Annotated in this window: 15 protein-coding genes; 11 read left to right on the top strand and 4 right to left on the bottom strand. The window is 40.6% G+C overall.

Annotation, left to right across the window (positions count from 1 at the left end):
• Nucleotides 1–12: 12 nt before the first annotated feature.
• The 5 genes from cmk to pyrF all read left to right on the top strand — a co-directional run bounded on the left by cmk (nt 13) and on the right by pyrF (nt 4,212).
• A complete protein-coding gene (gene cmk, locus J4G44_RS08090) occupies nt 13–705 on the top strand; it encodes a (d)CMP kinase (RefSeq protein WP_154320795.1) in 693 nt (230 codons plus the stop codon).
• A gap of 119 nt (nt 706–824) precedes the next feature.
• Nucleotides 825–2,501 carry a 30S ribosomal protein S1 gene (gene rpsA, locus J4G44_RS08095; protein ID WP_004976774.1) on the top strand — a complete coding sequence of 559 codons (1,677 nt, stop codon included), beginning with the start codon at nt 825–827 and terminating at the stop codon, nt 2,499–2,501.
• A 159-nt stretch (nt 2,502–2,660) separates the two neighbouring features.
• Nucleotides 2,661–2,966: an integration host factor subunit beta gene (locus J4G44_RS08100; protein ID WP_004976773.1), complete on the top strand. Its 306-nt coding sequence runs from the start codon at nt 2,661–2,663 to the stop codon at nt 2,964–2,966.
• A 17-nt stretch (nt 2,967–2,983) separates the two neighbouring features.
• Nucleotides 2,984–3,349, top strand: coding sequence for a lipopolysaccharide assembly protein LapA domain-containing protein (locus J4G44_RS08105; RefSeq protein WP_004976771.1), 366 nt, complete (start codon nt 2,984–2,986; stop codon nt 3,347–3,349).
• Nucleotides 3,350–3,531: 182 nt separating this feature from the next.
• Nucleotides 3,532–4,212: an orotidine-5'-phosphate decarboxylase gene (gene pyrF / locus J4G44_RS08110; protein ID WP_178867766.1), complete on the top strand. Its 681-nt coding sequence runs from the start codon at nt 3,532–3,534 to the stop codon at nt 4,210–4,212.
• Between the two features lie 121 nt (nt 4,213–4,333).
• Here pyrF and J4G44_RS08115 read toward each other — a convergent pair whose 3' ends face one another.
• On the bottom strand, nt 4,334–5,239 hold the full coding sequence (locus J4G44_RS08115) for a LysO family transporter (protein WP_004976767.1): 906 nt from the start codon (nt 5,237–5,239) through the stop codon (nt 4,334–4,336).
• A gap of 67 nt (nt 5,240–5,306) precedes the next feature.
• On the bottom strand, nt 5,307–6,785 hold the full coding sequence (locus J4G44_RS08120; protein WP_154320792.1) for a flavin-containing monooxygenase: 1,479 nt from the start codon (nt 6,783–6,785) through the stop codon (nt 5,307–5,309).
• A 169-nt stretch (nt 6,786–6,954) separates the two neighbouring features.
• Between J4G44_RS08120 and J4G44_RS08125 the strand changes: the two genes are divergently transcribed.
• From J4G44_RS08125 to J4G44_RS08145, 5 genes are all read left to right on the top strand, one after another.
• Nucleotides 6,955–7,962, top strand: a complete 1,008-nt coding sequence (locus J4G44_RS08125) for a helix-turn-helix transcriptional regulator (protein ID WP_165492532.1) — start codon at nt 6,955–6,957, stop codon at nt 7,960–7,962.
• Between the two features lie 89 nt (nt 7,963–8,051).
• Nucleotides 8,052–9,206: a cell division protein ZapE gene (gene zapE, locus J4G44_RS08130; RefSeq protein ID WP_004976758.1), complete on the top strand. Its 1,155-nt coding sequence runs from the start codon at nt 8,052–8,054 to the stop codon at nt 9,204–9,206.
• A 358-nt stretch (nt 9,207–9,564) separates the two neighbouring features.
• The gene (locus J4G44_RS08135; protein WP_004976757.1) at nt 9,565–11,730 is read left to right on the top strand and encodes a malate synthase G; all 2,166 of its coding nucleotides are present in this window, start codon (nt 9,565–9,567) and stop codon (nt 11,728–11,730) included.
• Between the two features lie 199 nt (nt 11,731–11,929).
• Nucleotides 11,930–13,372, top strand: a complete 1,443-nt coding sequence (locus tag J4G44_RS08140) for an aldehyde dehydrogenase family protein (protein WP_207973562.1) — start codon at nt 11,930–11,932, stop codon at nt 13,370–13,372.
• A 115-nt stretch (nt 13,373–13,487) separates the two neighbouring features.
• Nucleotides 13,488–14,165 (top strand): SOS response-associated peptidase family protein, encoded by a 678-nt coding sequence (locus tag J4G44_RS08145; RefSeq protein ID WP_207973563.1) that lies wholly within the window; start codon nt 13,488–13,490, stop codon nt 14,163–14,165.
• A gap of 54 nt (nt 14,166–14,219) precedes the next feature.
• On the opposite strand, the gene J4G44_RS08150 is transcribed toward J4G44_RS08145, so the two are convergent.
• Entirely contained in the window at nt 14,220–14,684 is a 465-nt protein-coding gene (locus tag J4G44_RS08150; protein WP_004976754.1) for a MarR family winged helix-turn-helix transcriptional regulator, read from the bottom strand.
• A 777-nt stretch (nt 14,685–15,461) separates the two neighbouring features.
• Here J4G44_RS08150 and J4G44_RS08155 point away from each other — a divergent pair.
• Entirely contained in the window at nt 15,462–16,985 is a 1,524-nt protein-coding gene (locus J4G44_RS08155) for a TerC family protein (RefSeq protein WP_004976753.1), read from the top strand.
• 267 nt (nt 16,986–17,252) lie between these two features.
• Here J4G44_RS08155 and J4G44_RS08160 read toward each other — a convergent pair whose 3' ends face one another.
• Nucleotides 17,253–18,113 (bottom strand): alpha/beta hydrolase family protein, encoded by an 861-nt coding sequence (locus J4G44_RS08160; RefSeq protein ID WP_096901415.1) that lies wholly within the window; start codon nt 18,111–18,113, stop codon nt 17,253–17,255.
• Nucleotides 18,114–18,164: the final 51 nt, after the last annotated feature.

Raw genomic sequence — 18,164 nt, forward strand, 5'->3', positions numbered from 1 at the left:
TTCGGAAACAGCATGACGGTTCAAATTATTACCATTGATGGCCCTAGCGGTTCAGGTAAAGGCACACTCGCGGCAAAATTGGCAGCATATTATCAGTTTCATTTACTCGACTCTGGTGCGTTGTATCGTTTGTTGGGTTTGGCGTTACATAAGCAGAATTTGCTAGATCAACTTGATACTGAACTGAGTCAATGCGTTGCCATTGCAACACAGCTTAATATTCAATTTGTGACCCAGCCAGATGGCACACAAGTGTTGCTTGATGGTGAAGATGTCACGCAAACCATACGTACCGAACGTGTGGGGGAATATGCCTCAAAAGTTGCGGCAGTACCTGAATTGCGCACAGCATTACTTGCACGTCAGCATGCCTTTGCCCAAGCACCAGGCTTGGTTGCAGATGGACGCGATATGGCGACCAGTATTTTCCCAAATGCGCAGGCTAAAATTTATTTAACTGCTTCGGCAGAGTCACGTGCACAAAGACGAGTAAAACAGTTGCAGGGTATGGGGCTGGATGCTAAAATAAGCGACATTTTAGCGAATATACAGGCTCGCGACAAACGAGACATGGAGCGCACAGTTGCTCCGCTCAAGCCCGCAGAAGATGCTTACATCATTGATAGTTCTGAGTTGAACATTGATGAAGTGTTTGCATTAATGACGGCTTATGTCGATCAGAAGCTTGCTATTTGCCGCGCTTAACCGCGTGAAATAAACCTATTCAGCGAACGCATAGCTTGATCAGTTCTATACGGACTATGTAGACGCTTAACTAAACCGGCCTTGTCTGATCCAAGACCGCTGACTTTATCAGGTATATCATGACCGAATCTTTTGCAGCCCTCTTTGAAGAAAGCGAATTAAACCTCAACGTTGAAAAGGGTGCTGTCATCCAAGGCGTTGTAGTAAGCATCGACTCTGACTGGGTAACAGTTGATACTGGCCTTAAATCAGAAGGCGTTGTTGACCGCGCTGAATTCTTAAACGAACAACGCGAACTTGAAGTTCAAGTTGGTGACACCGTTGATGTTGTTGTTGAAGCACTTGACAACGGTATGGGCCAAACTGTTTTATCACGTGAAAAAGCGAAACGTGCTGAAACTTGGACTAAACTTGAAAAAATCTTTGAAGACGGCGAAATCGTTACTGGTGTTATCTCTGGTAAAGTTAAAGGCGGTTTCACTGTAGACATCGGTCCAGTTCGTGCGTTCTTACCAGGTTCTTTGGTAGACACTCGTCCTATCCGTGACACAACTCACCTTGAAGGTAAAGAGTTAGAGTTCAAAGTTATCAAACTTGATGCTAAACGTAACAACGTTGTTGTATCTCGTCGTGCAGTTATGGAAGCTGAATCTTCAGCTGACCGTGAAGCGCTTCTTGCTCAGCTTGAAGAAGGTCAAACTGTTACTGGTACGATTAAGAACCTTACTGACTACGGTGCATTCGTTGACCTTGGCGGTATTGACGGTCTTCTTCACATCACTGACATGGCTTGGAAACGTATCAAGCATCCATCAGAAGTGGTTGAAGTGGGTCAAGAAGTTACTGTTAAAGTACTTAAATTTGACAAAGAGCGTAACCGCGTATCTTTAGGTCTTAAGCAATTAGGCGAAGATCCATGGTTAGCGATCATGAGCCGTTATCCTAAAGGTTCTATCGTTAAAGCTCGCGTAACAAACTTAACTGACTACGGCTGTTTCGCAGAAATCGCTGAAGGCGTTGAAGGTTTAGTACACGTTTCAGAAATGGACCACACTAACAAAAACATCCACCCATCTAAAGTTGTTCAGATTGGTGACGAAGTTGACGTTATGGTTCTTGAAGTGGACGAAGAGCGTCGTCGTATTTCTCTTGGTATCAAACAAACTCGTGCTAACCCATGGGAAGAGTTTGCTAAGAACCACGACAAAGGTGAAAAAGTTTCAGGTACAATCAAGTCAATCACTGACTTCGGTATCTTCATCGGTTTACCAGGCGGTATCGATGGCCTAGTTCACTTGTCTGACATTTCTTGGAACGAGCAAGGCGAAGAAGCTATTCGTCGTTACAAGAAAGGTGACACTGTTGAAGCGGTTATCCTTTCTGTAGACGCTGAAGGCAACCGTATCAGCCTTGGTATCAAGCAATTGAACAGCGATCCATTCAACGATTTCTTAGCTGCTAACGAACGTGGTGCTTTGGTTAAAGGTACTGTAACTGCTGTTGATGCTCGTGGCGCAACTGTTAAGTTAGCTGACGAAGTTGAAGCAACACTTAAAGCATCTGAAATCAACCGTGATCGCGTTGAAGATGCAACTAAGTTCTTGGAAGTTGGTCAAGAAGTTGAAGCGAAAATCATCAACGTAGACCGTAAATCTCGCTCTATCAACTTGTCTATCAAAGCGAAAGACGAAGCTGAAGAGAAAGAAGCTGTTGCTAACTTGAAAACTGCAACTAGCGGTCAAGACAATGGTCCTAAGACAATTGGTGACTTGATCAAAGCTCAAATGGGCAACTAAGTTGCGGGTAAACTGTATGGTTAATGTAAATTAGCACATACTTTTTACACAAATACTGTAAACGGTAGCGTAGTATTCAATTATTACGCTACCGTTTTGTATTTAAACAGGTTATTATCAGTTTAGGTAAAAGTAGCTTGATAATTAAAGAGGTCGCAGATGACTACTGAAGCACTTAATAAGTCTGACTTGATAGAACGAATTGCTTTGAAAAATCCACATTTGGCTGAGCCATTGGTGGAAGAAGCTGTGAAGATCATGATTGATCAAATGATTGCATCACTATCGGCAGATAACCGAATTGAAATTCGTGGATTCGGTAGTTTTGCATTGCATCACCGTGAACCACGTGTAGGTCGTAACCCAAAAACAGGTAAGTCTGTAGAAGTTGCGGCTAAAGCTGTACCGCACTTTAAACCAGGTAAAGCACTACGTGATGCAGTAAACGAGTCTGTAAATAAATAAAATTCCTAGGGGTGTTTATGCGTTACGTTCTAGTCGCTATTTTAGTTATTCTATTTGGATATTCTCTGGCATTGGTTTTGCAAAACGGCACTGAACTTTCAGTTGACCTGTTATTTACTCAAGTGCCTGCAATGCGTTTGGGTCTATTGCTACTGATTACATTGGCACTTGGTTTGGTGCTAGGGTTATTGTTGGGCGTGCAGGTTTTCCGTGTATTCCAAAATAGTTGGGAAATTAAGCGACTACGTAAAGATATTGAATACCTACGCAAAGAGCAAATTCATGCAGCTCAACTGGCTGCTGCTGAAGCTGCTGCGCATACTCGTCATGAAAAAACGGTATTAGATGTGCATACTGAAGATCGTTCTTCTAATGCACTTTAATTTGCTCTGTTGAGCGAATTGATCATCAACACCTCAAGGTTATCTTGGGGTGTTTTTTTATGTGTGCCTTTGACGAATGGCTGATTATCGCTGCGATGGGGGATAAGCTGTCTTTTTGACTATCTGCTTGGCACGAATCACTTTATAATAGCGACTCTTTGTCAAATCCATAGGTAATTCTCTTGAGTATCATTGTTGCCCTCGATGCTAAAAGCCAATATGACGCCTTAACCATTGCAGAACAATTAGACCCTGCATTATGTCGAGTAAAAGTTGGTAAAGAGTTATTTACCCATGAAGGTCCTGCAGTCGTGAAAGCCTTGCATGACAAAGGTTTTGAGGTTTTTCTAGATTTGAAATTTCACGATATTCCAAATACAACGGCTCAGGCTGTATGTGCTGCAGCAGATTTAGGCGTATGGATGGTCAACGTGCATGCCTCAGGTGGTCGTAAAATGATGGAAACCTGTGTGGAGCGTTTAAAAGCAGGGAATTATCAGACTCAACTGATTGCAGTGACTGTACTAACCTCTATGGGGCGTGAAGATTTAAAAGATTTAGGTTTAGATATTGAGCCTTTTGAGCAAGTTCAGCGTTTAGCTAAACTCACTCAAGAAAGTGGTTTAGATGGTGTGGTGTGTTCTGCGCAAGAAGCCAAAATGTTGCGTGAAATCTTAGGGCAGAATTTTGCCTTAGTAACTCCAGGGATTCGTCCTGAAGGCTCAAATGCCGATGATCAAAAACGTATTGTGACTCCCAAACAAGCTATGCTGGATGGTTCTACGCATTTGGTGATTGGTCGTCCAATTACAAAATCTGAAAATCCACGTCAGACTTTGAAAGATATTTTAGCGACGCTTTAATTTTACTATCGCTGACTCTCTAAAAGGGAGATAAGCCCTCTCTCTAACTCTCGCCTAAATAGAGCGCAAACCCTCTCTCCAACTCTCTCCCAGAGGGAGAGAGGACAATTGTTGATTCTTTTTAAATAGCAGCCAATACACTTACAGCAATGGGTGCAAGGATTGACAATACAAATCCACTGACCATGGCATGTGGAATAAAATCGTTGCCACAGGCTTGTTTTACCATGGGCAAAGTGACGTCCATGGCAGTTGCGCCTGCGGCAGAAATTGCAGCACGTGGATAACGCCATCCCAAAATATACATCAGCAATATCGCAAAAATCTCTCTGAATAAATCATTCATTAACGCAATACTACCCAATTCGGCATTGCGAAGTTCCGACACCACAATCCCGCTCATGGAATAAAATCCATAACCTTGTGAGAGCATAAGCAAATCTTGTAGAGCGATGGGGAGCCAAAGTGCGCAAAGTAGTACCCCTGCAACTGAACCGAAAATACAGCCTACGGGCACCATTAAAATTTTCCAATTCAGCCAAGAACGATCTAAAGGCGAATAAGCGAGATCGAGTCCAATCATCCACATAAACAGCAACAGTAAATACCAAGTGTTGATCTGAACTTGGAAATCCATAGCACTAAAAAGTAGATGCAGCACGTAGCCTGCCAAAAGTGCAAAAAAGGCATAACTGATGTTGATGCAGGATTGAATCAACAACTGTAATGAAACTTTGCCTTGCGTTGCTTGCAGCCCCAAACCTTTGTAAAGCAAATAACAACACAGAAAAGCACCAATTGATGTAGCAAATGCAATCTGTAAAGCTGTAGATAGAATATGCGATGGCTGCTGTAGTGAACCGAGCGTTTGTGAAAATTCCATCGCAATTGCAATTAGCAGGATATAGCTAAAATATGGAAGCAGTTGAAACGCAATTTTTTCGATTATTCGAGGGAGGCGTTTTGCCAGTACAAAGCCTAGACATAAACAGCAGAGTAATTGGAAAATCAGCCAAAGAGATTGCATGAGATCAACAGGTGGGAGATAGATAAAAACCTGTTGATTATGCCAGTTTGCTTTTAAAAGCGGAAATTTATGCCGCTTTACTGATTAATCTGAAATCACTCGGATGCAGCGACTTGGTTTTTAGCCAATATTTCCAAGTATAGGTTGGCCAAAGTGCAAAGTTTTTTCCACCATCTTGTTGATACCAACTTACACAGCCAGATTGCCAAACCGTGTTATTTAGCATGTCTTGCACATCGTGGTTAAATTGATCTTGTACTTGATCTTTTACTACAATTGCATTGCTCTGTGATTGTGCCACCAAATCCATCATTTGCAGAATGTAATCGACTTGCGATTCAATCATAAAAATAACCGAGTTATGCGCCAAAACTGTATTTGGCCCAAGCAACTGAAACAGGTTCGGAAAACCTTTGTGGCTAATGCCGTAATAGCTTTCTGCGCCATCTTTCCATGCCTGTTTTAATTCAACGCCATGTTCACCAATGCAGCTAAATGGCTGTAGATAGATACGCGGATCGGTAATAAAGCCTGTGCCATAAATCAGACAATCAATTTTTCGCATTTTACCATCTTTGGTGATGATGCTGTCTGCAGTCAATTCCTGTATTGCATCAGTCACTAATTCGACGTTGTCACGGTTAAAAGTTGGGAAGTATTTATTGGACACTAAAATACGTTTACATCCCATAATGTAGTCAGGCGTGAGTTTTTGTGCCAATTGTTTGTCTTTGACCTGAAAACGAATAAAGGCTTCTGCCAGTTTTTGGGTATATTTCATCACGCTAGGTTGCATGATTGGAATTGCACGTGATTCATTCGACCAATACAAACGCGCACGATGCAATTTTCTAAACCAGTCTGCTTGTTTAAACAGTTTTTTCTCAATATTCAGATATTTGCGTTCATCTCGTGGAATGACCCATGCAGCTGTACGTTGCATGACATATAACTGTTTAACTTGAGGTGCAATTTCAGGAATGTATTGAATCGCGCTGCCGCCTGTGCCAATAGATGCCACAACTTTGCTATTTAAGTTGTATTGATGATCCCATTGAGACGAGTGAAAAACCTTGCCCTGAAACTTTTCAATGCCTTTAATGTGCGGGATTTGTGGCACATGCAGTGGGCCAGAAGCAAAGACTAAATATTGGCAACTCAATTGTCTGCCATCTTTTAACGCAACATGCCATACACAGTCTTTTTCATGGTATTCGGTATGCACCACTTCGCTGTTAAATTGGCAATATTCACGCAGATTAAATTGTTGCACCACATCTTGAATATATTGAAAAATTTCTGGTGCTTCGGCATAGCGTTTTGACCAGTCAGTTTTGGGTGCAAATGACAATGAATACAGATGCGACTGCACATCACAAGCCGCACCAGGGTATTGATTTTCACGCCAAGTACCACCCACTTCATCAGACTTTTCTAAAATCACAAAGTTATGAATATTGCGTTGTAGTAAACGAATCGCCATGGCTAATCCGCCAAAGCCTGCACCAATAATTGCGACTTGATAATACGCTGCTGCATCCTGCATGAAGATATCCTTATATTTATTTTATTTGATTTGAGTTTGTTTGAGTCAGGATAGAATAAGCCAGCATGCGGTAACATGATCGTGCTGACATAAAAATTGATATTTTCGGCAATTTCTATCTGTGGATGAATCGGGTAAAAAGGATATTCCGTTTCGCACTGTTCATTTTATGAAAAGATCCATACTTGGCTTAATGTATTTAATACAAGGCATGCGTAAAGCAGGCGTTGATGTCGATGCAAAATTGCAAAGTATCGGCTTGCGTGCAGATGCGCTGGATACCAGTTCAATTATTCATCCGAGTTTGGAATGGGATATTCTCAAAGTCATTGGTGAAGATGTAGAGCCTGAAATGGGGCTGTTTATTGGACAGCATTATGCTTTGGCAGGTTATGGTCCTTTACTGATGTTATTGGTGACCAGTCCAGATATTGCCACTGCATTAGAAAAAGGGATTCAATATCAGGGATTGACGCATTTAAGCGGGAAACTGAGTTTGCAACATAGCACGCGACATATTGCCTTGTGTTATCAACCCAATGATTTACATAGTAGTTTAGGTGTATTGCGTGCGCAGTGTGAAATTTCAGGCACGTTCAAATTTATTCAAGACCTATATAAAATGATGGGGATGAGTGCGCCACGTATTCGCATAGAATTGCCATTTGCACAGCCGCAGCAAAGTGAAGTTTTGCAAACTTTTTATGATTATTACGGTCAAGATATTGTTTTTAATCAACCCCAAGCAGCGTTTTGGTTTGATGATGCAGTTCTCACAGCACGTATTCCATCTGCCGATGCAGTCACTTTTAGTAGTTATGAAGCTAAATGCGTGATTGAGTTAGAGCGACTTAAACTCGAAGATGATGCGCCTTCGGTGGTACAGCGCGTAAAAGATTATTTGGAATTACAACAAGGCAGTATGCCGAGCATGGCAGAAACAGCACATGCTTTGCAAATTCCTGAACGGACATTGCGCCATCAACTGCAACAATTGAACACTAGTTACAAACAAATTCGTGAAGATCTTATCAAAGATAAAGCATTGCGATTAATTGAATATCAGGAATATTCAATTGAAATGATTGCAGAGTTACTTGGTTATTCAGAGCCTGCGGCATTTAATCATGCCTTTAAACGGTGGTTTGGACAAAGTCCACGCCAATATACAAAATAGCCTAAGTATTTTGCAAACTATGCCAAAGTGCTATATCTCGTGATTCGATCTTCGTTATAATCTATTTGCCCAAATAAGTACTGATGAATATGTCTGATTTTAATTCGCCACAAACCACAGCCTTTACTCCATTATCGCCTGCGGAGCGTTATGCACAAGCGTTAGCCTCTGGACAATTTATGCCAGATGATGCGCAGGCGCAGGCTGTACACGAACTTGAGCGTGTGTGGCAGGAATTAATTCAACGCTATAAAGCATCAAAAAAAGCGTTCCGCCGTTTCCGCCGCCAAACAGCACCACAGGGTGTTTATATGTGGGGTGGTGTAGGTCGTGGTAAAACATGGCTCATGGATCAGTTTTACGACTCGATTCCATTTAGACGTAAAACACGTATGCACTTTCACCACTTTATGCAGCATGTGCATCGTGAACTGAACAAACTTTCAGGGCAGCGTAACCCGCTCGATTCTGTTGCAGACCAAATTTATAAAGATGCAGTGGTGATTTGTTTCGATGAATTTTTCGTATCTAACGTGACTGATGCGATGATTCTGAGTGACTTGTTCCAAAAATTATTCCATCGTGGCATTACTTTGGTGGCAACATCTAACATCGCCCCAGACGGTTTATATAAAAATGGTATCCATCGAGATCGTTTTATTCCAACCATTGAAATGGTCAAAAAACATTGCCAAGTGCTAAATGTCGATGCTGGTGTAGATTATCGCTTACGTGTTTTGAAACAGGCGCAATTATTTAAATCGCCTTTAACGCATGATAATCAAAACTGGATGGCACAGCGTTTCAGTGCTTTGAGTAATACACAACATTATTCTTCTGAGCCAATTATTATCAACCAACGTATTGTTGAAACAATTGCGCATACTGAAGATGTGTTGTGGTGTGAATTTTCAGAACTGTGCTTTAAACCGCGTAGTCCTGCAGACTTTATTGAAATTGCCAACATCTACAACACGGTTTTGGTGAGCAATGTACCGCATTTAACAGACTTCTTGTCTGAAGGAACACGTCGTTTTATTTATTTGGTCGATGAATTTTATGATCGTGGTGTCAAGTTATTACTGACTTCTGAAGATTCGATTATTGAAATTTATCAGGGCGAAAAACTGGCATTTGAAATTGAACGCACACGTTCACGTTTATTGGAAATGCAGTCTGATGATTACTTAAATGAAGAACATCGACAGATACAGGCCACCGAAGCCAAACATCAAATCAGTTGATCTTTTAAGCGCCTAGAACTAGGCGCTTTTTTATGATAGAAAAGATGTGACTGTTGGTTTTATCGACATTTTGTCATAAACATGGCTTAATCTTGAAGGGTTGCAATAAGACTGACGTCGATTTTTACAACAAAATCTGAACTTAAGTCTAATTTCGACATTTCAAAAACTTTATACACTGTAAAAGTGTATTTAGATGAGTAATAGTGTCGTGTTTCTGATCAGGATTTATGATGATTGTTGTCATTCATCTTGTAATAAATGATCGTTATTTTGAAATGTGATAATACTATTCAGCTAAATATAAATCAGTATACTAGAATCTCTTGTATAAAAAGTAGCAATATCAGGAAAGACAATGACTGCACGTATTCAAAAAGGCAAGTTAGCGATTGCTAAAGAACTTTACGATTTCATCGAAAATGAAGCATTACCAGGTTCTGGTTTGGACAGTGATACATACTGGAAAAACTTTGAGCAAGTCGTTGTCGATCTTAGCCCTAAGAACAAAACATTACTCGCAAAGCGTGATGAGCTTCAGGCTAAAATTGATGAATGGCACCGCAATAATACATTTGAATTAGAAGCTTACAAAGCTTTCTTGACTGAAATTGGCTACTTATTACCAGAAGTAGAAGATTTTCAAATTACCACCGAAAATGTTGATGAAGAAATCGCATTATTGGCTGGTCCACAGCTCGTAGTACCTGTACGTAACGCACGTTATTGCTTGAACGCAGCAAACGCACGTTGGGGTTCGTTATATGACGCACTTTACGGTTTTGACGTTATTTCTGAAGAAAATGGCGCAGAAAAAGGTAAAGGCTACAACCCAGTTCGTGGTGAAAAAGTAATTGCATTCGCGAAAAACTTCTTAAATGAAACTTTCCCATTGGCGCAAGGTTCACATGCCGACGCGACTCAATATGCTGTAGAAGCAAACAAACTTGTTGTTCGCCTAAAAGATGGTTCTACAACAACTGTTGCGGATAGCTCTAAATTCGTTGGTTACAATGGCGAAGCTTCTGCACCAACTGAAATCGTACTGAAAAATAACGGCCTGCACGCAGTCATCCAGATTGATGCAAACAGCCCAATTGGACAGACAGATGCAGCTGGCGTGAAAGATGTTGTGCTTGAAGCGGCTGTAACGACGATTCAAGACTTGGAAGACTCTGTTGCAGCAGTTGATGCTGAAGAAAAAGTTGAAGGCTACCGTAACTGGTTAGGCTTGATGAAAGGTACGCTTGAAGAGTCTATCGAGAAAAATGGCAAGACCATTACCCGTAAACTAAATGCTGACCGCACCTTCAAAAATGTTGAAGGCGGTGAGACCAAGGTTCATGGCCGTTCATTGATGCTGCTTCGTAACGTGGGTCACTTGATGACAAACCCGGCGATCCTTGTAGATGGCGAAGAAATTTATGAAGGCATCATGGATGCATTGGTCACTCCATTGCTTTCTGTGGCTGATATCCGTGGTGAGAACACGATCAAGAACTCACGTACCGGTTCTATGTATATCGTTAAGCCAAAAATGCACGGTCCAGAAGAAGTAGCATTTGCGGTTGAGCTGTTTGAACGTGCTGAACAAGCGCTTGGCTTACCTGCTAAAACCCTGAAAATCGGTATCATGGATGAAGAGCGTCGTACCTCTGTTAACCTGAAAAACTGTATTGCTCAGGCGAAAGACCGTACCATCTTTATTAACACCGGTTTCATGGATCGTACAGGTGATGAAATCCATACCTTCATGGAAGCAGGTCCATTTGTTCGTAAAGGCGAAATCAAAGGCCAAAAATGGTTCCCAGCTTACGAAAACCGTAACGTCATGGTAGGTCTACAAACAGGTCTACGTGGTAAAGCACAGATTGGTAAAGGCATGTGGCCAAAACCAGACATGCTGTTAGACATGTACAAAACCAAGACTGAACATCCTGAAGCAGGCGCAAGCTGTGCATGGGTTCCGTCTCCAACAGGTGCAGTGATTCACGCGATTCACTACCATCAAATTAATGTAGCAAACCGTCAGCAAGAATTGCTTGCAACTGAAGCATTGCCTTTAGATGATTTGTTAACTCCACCTCTTGCAACTGATACCAACTGGTCTGAAGAAGAGAAACTAAAAGAACTGGAAAATAACTGCCAAGGTATCTTGGGTTATGTCGTTCGTTGGGTTGATCTGGGTGTAGGTTGTTCTAAAGTTCCAGACATCAATGATGTGGGCCTGATGGAAGACCGTGCAACTTTACGTATTTCTTCTCAGCACGTTGCCAACTGGTTACGTCACGGAATTGTAACGCGTGAACAGGTTGAAGAAGTAATGCAGCGCATGGCGAAAATTGTAGATCAACAAAATGCTGATGATCCACTATACACGCCTATGTCTAACGACTTTGCTAATAACATTGCATTCCAAGCTGCATCTGACTTGATCTTCAAAGGTGGCGAGCAACCTTCTGGTTACACAGAGCCACTTTTACACGCAGCGCGTTTAAAGTTAAAAGGTTATACAGGTGATTAATCCTTTAGGATTTGATTTACTGATTGTGTAATACAAACAAATGAGCCTCTTCGGAGGCTTTTTTGTTGCCTGTATTTTGCTTATGGTTTTTTGAAAATTTTGCAGCTGAATAGTTACAGGATGTACTTGCTGCTAGAAAAACATCAAGCTGCGGAGTAGAGTGAAAGTCATATATAAAAAGTAGCGCAAGGACAAATACATGCCAGCATATCAAGATTTGAATCAACAATTTATTGGCGGCAAGTGGTCGGTTGGGACATCTACTAAAACCATTCCAAACTTGAATCCATATCATCAAACTACAATTTTTGAGATGCAGGGCGCCAGCGTGGTAGATGTTGATAGTGCCTATAGTACAGCGCAAAAAGCTTTTGATGAACAATTGATTCAATCCACAAGTCTGCGTCAATACATCATTAAGAACTTAGAGCAAGTCATTCAGCAACGACGCGAAGAAATTATCCAGTGGCTGATTGATGAGTCGGGCAGTACCCGTTTAAAAGCCAATATCGAAGTCGATGCTGCTTTAGGGATTATTCAAGAAGCTGCACAATTTCCCGAGCAAATGACCACGACGCAACTGGAAAGCAAAGATCCGAAAGTCCGTAGTGTTGTTTTGCGTAAACCTTTGGGTGTTATTGCTGTGATCAGTCCGTGGAATTTCCCTTTCCATTTGTCTATGCGTTCAGTGGTTACAGCGATTGCTTGTGGTAATAGTGTAGTGCTCAAACCTTCCAGTGATACGCCAGTCACAGGTGGAACTATACTCGGTAAACTGTTCGAAGAAGCAGACTTGCCTGCAGGCGTACTCAATGTGGTGGCGGGTGCGAGTCGTGAAATTGGTGATTACTTTGTTGAGCATGCAACTCCTAAAATGATTTCATTTACAGGCTCTACAGAAGTTGGACAGCATGTAGGGCAACTGGCCGTTGCGGGTGAGCATTTAAAACGTGTCGCCTTAGAACTCGGTGGCAATGCACCTTTAGTCATTTTGGATGATGCAGATATAGATTTGGCCGTAGAACTAACTGTGATGGGGCGCTTTTTGCATCAAGGTCAAATTTGCATGAGTACCAATCGGGTCATTGTCGATCAGTCTATTTATGCAGCCTATCTTGAAAAATTGTTAGCAAGTGTGTCGCAATTAGTAGTAGGTGATCCGAATAAAAATGACACCTTGATTGGGCCAATTATTAATGCAGAACAGGTGAAAAAGCATCAGCATATTATTCAAAAAGCACAGGCGCAGGGTGCAGAATTGGTTTATGCGGGCGGGGTTACGGGGAACTTAGTTGCACCACATGTTTTTGTGAATGTCGCTGCCGATTCAGAAATTGTACAAAATGAAAGTTTTGGACCTATTTTACCGATTCTCAAAGCAGCAGATACCGCACATGCCTTACAGTTAGCGAACGATACACGCTATGGTTTATCTGCTGCTGTATGCACTACAAATGTAGAACGCGGTGCAGAATTTGCAGCACAGTTTGATGTTGGAATGACACATATTAATGGTATTACCGTTGCCGATCATGCCAATGCACCGTTTGGTGGTGAGAAAAACTCAGGCTTAGGTCGTTTTAATGGGCGCTGGATATTTGAAGAATTTACCCGCACGCATTGGCTGACATTGCCAGCTTAACGGTAATTATTTGTCCTGCGTTTTGTTTGAGTAAGAAGGAATGCGTGGGTGCGCACTTACTGTTCATGATCAAAACGCATAATATAGTGCGTGTGTCTAATCATCCAATTTGTATATGTGTGCCAATTTTAAACCAATAAGCATAGCGCAATTATCTGCATTAGGTCTGCCTGAAATTCCGTTTGAATATGCTGAAGAAGCGTATCTAAATTCGAGTGTGCCACTATTGTTTAAGTCTGAACAAGGTTTAGAGTGGCGCTCGGTGAATTTTGGCTTGATTCCCAAATGGGCGGAAGACAGAAGTATTGCGCAAAAAACCTATAATTGCCGTAACGAAACTTTATTAGAAAAACCAAGTTTTAGTGAAGCTGCTTATAAGTGTACATTTGGCGCGATTGTTGTGTCAGAATTTTATGAATCCAAATATATAGACAGTAAACCGCAGCGTTGGGGTGTACGTCGTAAAGATGGACAGGCCTTTTTTATTGCAGCACTGTATGAAATTTGCCGTTTAAAGGATGGGCAAGGCACGGAAGAAATTGTCCGTTCTGCGAGTATGATTACCATGGACGCAATTGATCACGCGATGATGAAGGAATTTCATGAGCCTGGGCCAGTCAAACGTTCTGTTATTGTTATTCCACATGCACGTTTAGATGAATGGCTAAGTTTGAAAACACCGAACATACACAGCTTTGTGCAGGGCTTTCCTGTAGACGAGTTTGAGTGTTCACATGTACCAAAAGCAAAGATCGAAAAAGTAAGCCCCCAGCTCAATTTTTTCGATCTTTAAGTACATCTTGTGCTTATATAGGATAAGAACAGATGTGGAACAATAACGTGATGTTTAGCGTGCTAAATTATTAAAAATATGACGTAAACTTTCCATCATTTTTTCAATTTGTAGTGGAGTTAAACCATCAAATGACTGCTCTAAAACAACGCTAGTCAGATCATTAATTTTGTTGGTCATCTCATTACCTTTTTCAGTAAGCACGACACGAGTGATACGCGCATCATCATCACAAGAATAAGTTTCAACCAAACCTTCATCTTTTAAACGATAAACAATTTTAGTTGTAGTTGACATTTTTGACACCACCATGTCTGACAAATCAGACACACTCGCATGTGCTTTTGACCTTAATGCCAATAAAATACGACGGCGAGAATTATCTAAACCATACTTTTTAAGTGCCTGATCGACATTCTGTACATATTGAGCATGTACTTGTGTGACCCAATAATACGGAAATTGTTCAATATCATATTGGTCGGCGGATGGTAGAAATTTTGAATATTTCTTGGACATTGCATATTCCCTGCATTGTTTTAATTGTATTTTTGATATTTCACATTTTATGTGAAAACTCATGTGCTTAGCAAGATGCTTTCAGTGGCTAAAATTTGGTTGAAATCTGATGAAATATGATGAATCTCGATTTAGAAGCTGGCTTTGAAATGGCTATTTTTCCAAGCGCGTAAGCATTTGTTTAAGTTCAATCCATATTCATGTGTCATATCAATTAATCCTATAGAATTGTTTTAGTTTGGATTAGTAGTGAGTTATCTGGTTTTATAAGTTGAATTATCAATTTAACCATCAACTTAGGCTGCATTTTAGTTAAAAAAATACATTTGTACACTTGGCTTTTAGGTAAAAGTGCGGGTTATTGCGTTGAATTTTGCAAAAAAATTATAAGCTTTGGTCTAATCTTTTAACAATAGTTGTTTTTTATCAATATTTTAAGTTTAGATTAAAGTGTGGGTTGGCTTACAGTTGTAATCTATGACTAATGCGTCTAAAAATACATTACAATTCATTTGACATTTTTAATCCATTCTCACGGCTTTTGTTTGGCTGTCATCGCTCTAAAAAAATTAAGAATGTGAAAAATAAAGTAAAAACCATCTTATAGATCGTACTGTTTAGTTTTATTCAAAAAAATTAAAAATTTAATTACAAATGTTCAAGATTGTGCATAATTAAGCTATCTATTGCTAAAAAGGTTACTTTTATGGATCCGTCGCCGTGCGCAGGTCTACTTTATATTTCGATTTCTGCTAACTATCTCGGAGCTATGAACTAATGGAGTTTTTATTAGATCCGGGAATATGGGTTGGTTTAATTACACTTATTATTCTAGAAATCGTATTAGGTATTGATAACCTAGTCTTTATTGCAATTCTTGCAGAAAAATTACCCCCAGAACAGCGTGATAAAGCCCGTGTGATTGGCTTATCTTTAGCGTTGTTTATGCGTTTAGGATTGTTATTTGCAATCTCTTGGTTGGTTACTTTAACCGAACCGTTAATTACCTTATTTGAAAAAACCTTTTCAGGGCGTGACCTCATTCTCTTGGGTGGCGGTTTGTTCCTCGTCTATAAGGCGGTAGGAGAGTTGCATGAGAAGATGGAAGGCAAACCCGAAGTCAAAGTCACGACCAATGTGGTTTATGCAAGTTTTGCCGCAGTTGTAGCACAAATTGTTGTTCTAGATGCAGTTTTCTCTTTAGACTCAGTCATTACCGCAATTGGCATGGTCGACAACATCTATGTGATGATGGTTGCCATGGTGGTTGCAATGTTGGTGATGTTACTTGCATCTAAGCCATTAACTGCTTTTGTGAACCGTCATCCAACAGTGGTGATTTTGTGTTTAAGCTTCTTACTATTAATTGGTATCAGCTTGATTGCAGAAGGTTTTGGCTTCCATATCCCTAAAGGTTATATCTATTCGGGTATTGGTGTTGCGATTGCTATTGAAGCGTTTAACCAATTTGGTCAGCGCAATGTTGCAAAACATGAAGCAAAAATTCCGTTACGTCACCGTACTGCAGATTCAATTTTAAAATTGATGGGGGGGCGAGTTGAAACCAGTAGCCCTGATTTGCATAACGAAGCGCAAGAAGCGTTTGCAGATGAAGAACGCTACATGATTGGTGGTGTCTTGACCTTGGCAGAGCGTTCAGTCGCATCAATTATGACGCCACGTAGCCAAATTTCATGGGTCGATATTGAAGATTCACCTGAACAAATCCGCGAACAGATTCTATCTGTACCACACAGCTTATTCCCAGTGTGTCGTGGTAGTTTAGATAAAGTCATTAGTATTGTACGTGCCAAAGAGTTGTTGGATGTATTGGACGAAGAAGAAGAGCTTAAAGCTTTAATTAAACGTCAGCGTCCAATTTACATTTTTGAAAAAATGAAAGTGATTGATGCGATCAATACGTTACGTACCTCTAAAGGTTCTTTGGTTTTAGTCAGCGATGAGTTTGGTAATGTTCAAGGTTTGATTTCACCGCTTGATGTGTTTGAAGCGATTGCAGGTGAATTCCCTGATGCAGACGAACAGTTAGATTTGGTTAAAACCAATGAAAACGAATGGAAAGCAACAGGTATGCTGGATTTATACCAGCTTGAACTTGAACTGGGTATGATGGATCTGATTGAAGAAGATGCAGGCTACATTAGCGTTGCAGGTTTGATTTTAGATAAAACCCAAGGTGAAGTTCAGGTCGGCACGCAGTTGGATTATCAAGGTGTGCACTTTGAAGTGACAGAACTTGATGGTAACCGTATTAAAACTGTGATGATTCGCTTACGCTAATTACTAAGCTTTGAATTAAATCACTCAAAAAGCTCTACCGAAATGGTGGAGCTTTTTTATGGTGTAATAAAAAGATTGTGATGTTTCATCCTGAAAATGTGTATCAGCGATAAGTCTGGATTTTAAAAGCTGAACATGAAATGTGGCATGGAATAGAAAAAAAGAAACAACCAAACAGGATTACAAATTTGGTTGCTTAAACAGGGAAAAGAAAAAGCGAGAAACTAAAACAAATGTTTAATTTGTATGTGACTTCGCCACTAAAAATTAAACTGCCAATTGATTTTCAATCACATTCCATAAATTTCGATGTGACTTTTTAAACATCGCCATATGCCCAATGGCTTTATGCTGATAACGCTTTGGTTTAAGTTCAATCATATTAGTCGATGCATGGGGATAGAGACGGAGTAAATCTTTCACATTGGCTTCGGTGGCAATCTCATCATCCGAACTCCAAATAGCAGTAATCGGGCAACGAATTTCATCGTGATAATGCTGTGAAACTGTTTTGCCTATAGCATTGATGACATAGCCGGGTTTGCTACAAAATTGTGCCCATTGTTGGGCCACATTTTTAGGTAGGTTTTCGCCCATGCCAATTGCATTGGTTGGGCCATAACCATGTGTGATTCTGGCAAGTGGAAAAATAACTTTAAACATCACAGGGGCAAGTAGGCGAGTACGACCTTTTAAACCTTTTGTGTGGCCTGTAGAGCCTGAAACAGCTACGACTTTTGCCACTTTATGATATTCAGGATTAATCCCCAGTAATTGTCCGCCTGCGCTGTGTCCCAATAAAACCACTTGTTCAGCTTGCGTTTTTTGCAGCAAAGTATTTACTGCTGCAGGAATATCTAACTGCCCCCAATCAACAATACTGGCTTCACATTGTTTCAATGGTTCGTGTAACGAATCACCAATACCACGAAAATCAAAACACAGCACAGCATAGCCTTGTTCATTTAGCCATGTGGCAAAAGCGTGATAAAAATTCTTGGTAATGCCTGTCGCGGGACAAATCAAGACGGGTAGACGCTGTGCTTGTGTATATTGATTTGGATAATAACGGGCAGCGAGGGCATAACCATCTGCACATATAATATTTAAGCTTTCAAATGTGCTCATAATGTTTTAAGGATGATGAGAATAAAGTTACTTTACACGAGTTCCAAAAAG

The organism is Acinetobacter towneri, assembly GCF_017498585.1.
GTDB lineage: Bacteria > Pseudomonadota > Gammaproteobacteria > Pseudomonadales > Moraxellaceae > Acinetobacter > Acinetobacter towneri.

Bases quoted from the DNA above. Each gene is read 5' to 3' on its own strand.
- rpsA (WP_004976774.1), top strand. From the start codon at position 825: ATGACCGAATCTTTTGCAGCCCTCTTTGAAGAAAGCGAATTAAACCTC.
- J4G44_RS08105 (WP_004976771.1), top strand. From the start codon at position 2,984: ATGCGTTACGTTCTAGTCGCTATTTTAGTTATTCTATTTGGATATTCT.
- cmk (WP_154320795.1), top strand. From the start codon at position 13: ATGACGGTTCAAATTATTACCATTGATGGCCCTAGCGGTTCAGGTAAA.
- J4G44_RS08150 (WP_004976754.1), bottom strand. From the start codon at position 14,684: ATGTCCAAGAAATATTCAAAATTTCTACCATCCGCCGACCAATATGAT.
- J4G44_RS08115 (WP_004976767.1), bottom strand. From the start codon at position 5,239: ATGCAATCTCTTTGGCTGATTTTCCAATTACTCTGCTGTTTATGTCTA.
- J4G44_RS08160 (WP_096901415.1), bottom strand. From the start codon at position 18,113: ATGAGCACATTTGAAAGCTTAAATATTATATGTGCAGATGGTTATGCC.
- J4G44_RS08140 (WP_207973562.1), top strand. From the start codon at position 11,930: ATGCCAGCATATCAAGATTTGAATCAACAATTTATTGGCGGCAAGTGG.
- J4G44_RS08120 (WP_154320792.1), bottom strand. From the start codon at position 6,785: ATGCAGGATGCAGCAGCGTATTATCAAGTCGCAATTATTGGTGCAGGC.
- zapE (WP_004976758.1), top strand. From the start codon at position 8,052: ATGTCTGATTTTAATTCGCCACAAACCACAGCCTTTACTCCATTATCG.
- J4G44_RS08155 (WP_004976753.1), top strand. From the start codon at position 15,462: ATGGAGTTTTTATTAGATCCGGGAATATGGGTTGGTTTAATTACACTT.
- J4G44_RS08135 (WP_004976757.1), top strand. From the start codon at position 9,565: ATGACTGCACGTATTCAAAAAGGCAAGTTAGCGATTGCTAAAGAACTT.
- J4G44_RS08145 (WP_207973563.1), top strand. From the start codon at position 13,488: ATGTGTGCCAATTTTAAACCAATAAGCATAGCGCAATTATCTGCATTA.
- J4G44_RS08100 (WP_004976773.1), top strand. From the start codon at position 2,661: ATGACTACTGAAGCACTTAATAAGTCTGACTTGATAGAACGAATTGCT.
- J4G44_RS08125 (WP_165492532.1), top strand. From the start codon at position 6,955: ATGAAAAGATCCATACTTGGCTTAATGTATTTAATACAAGGCATGCGT.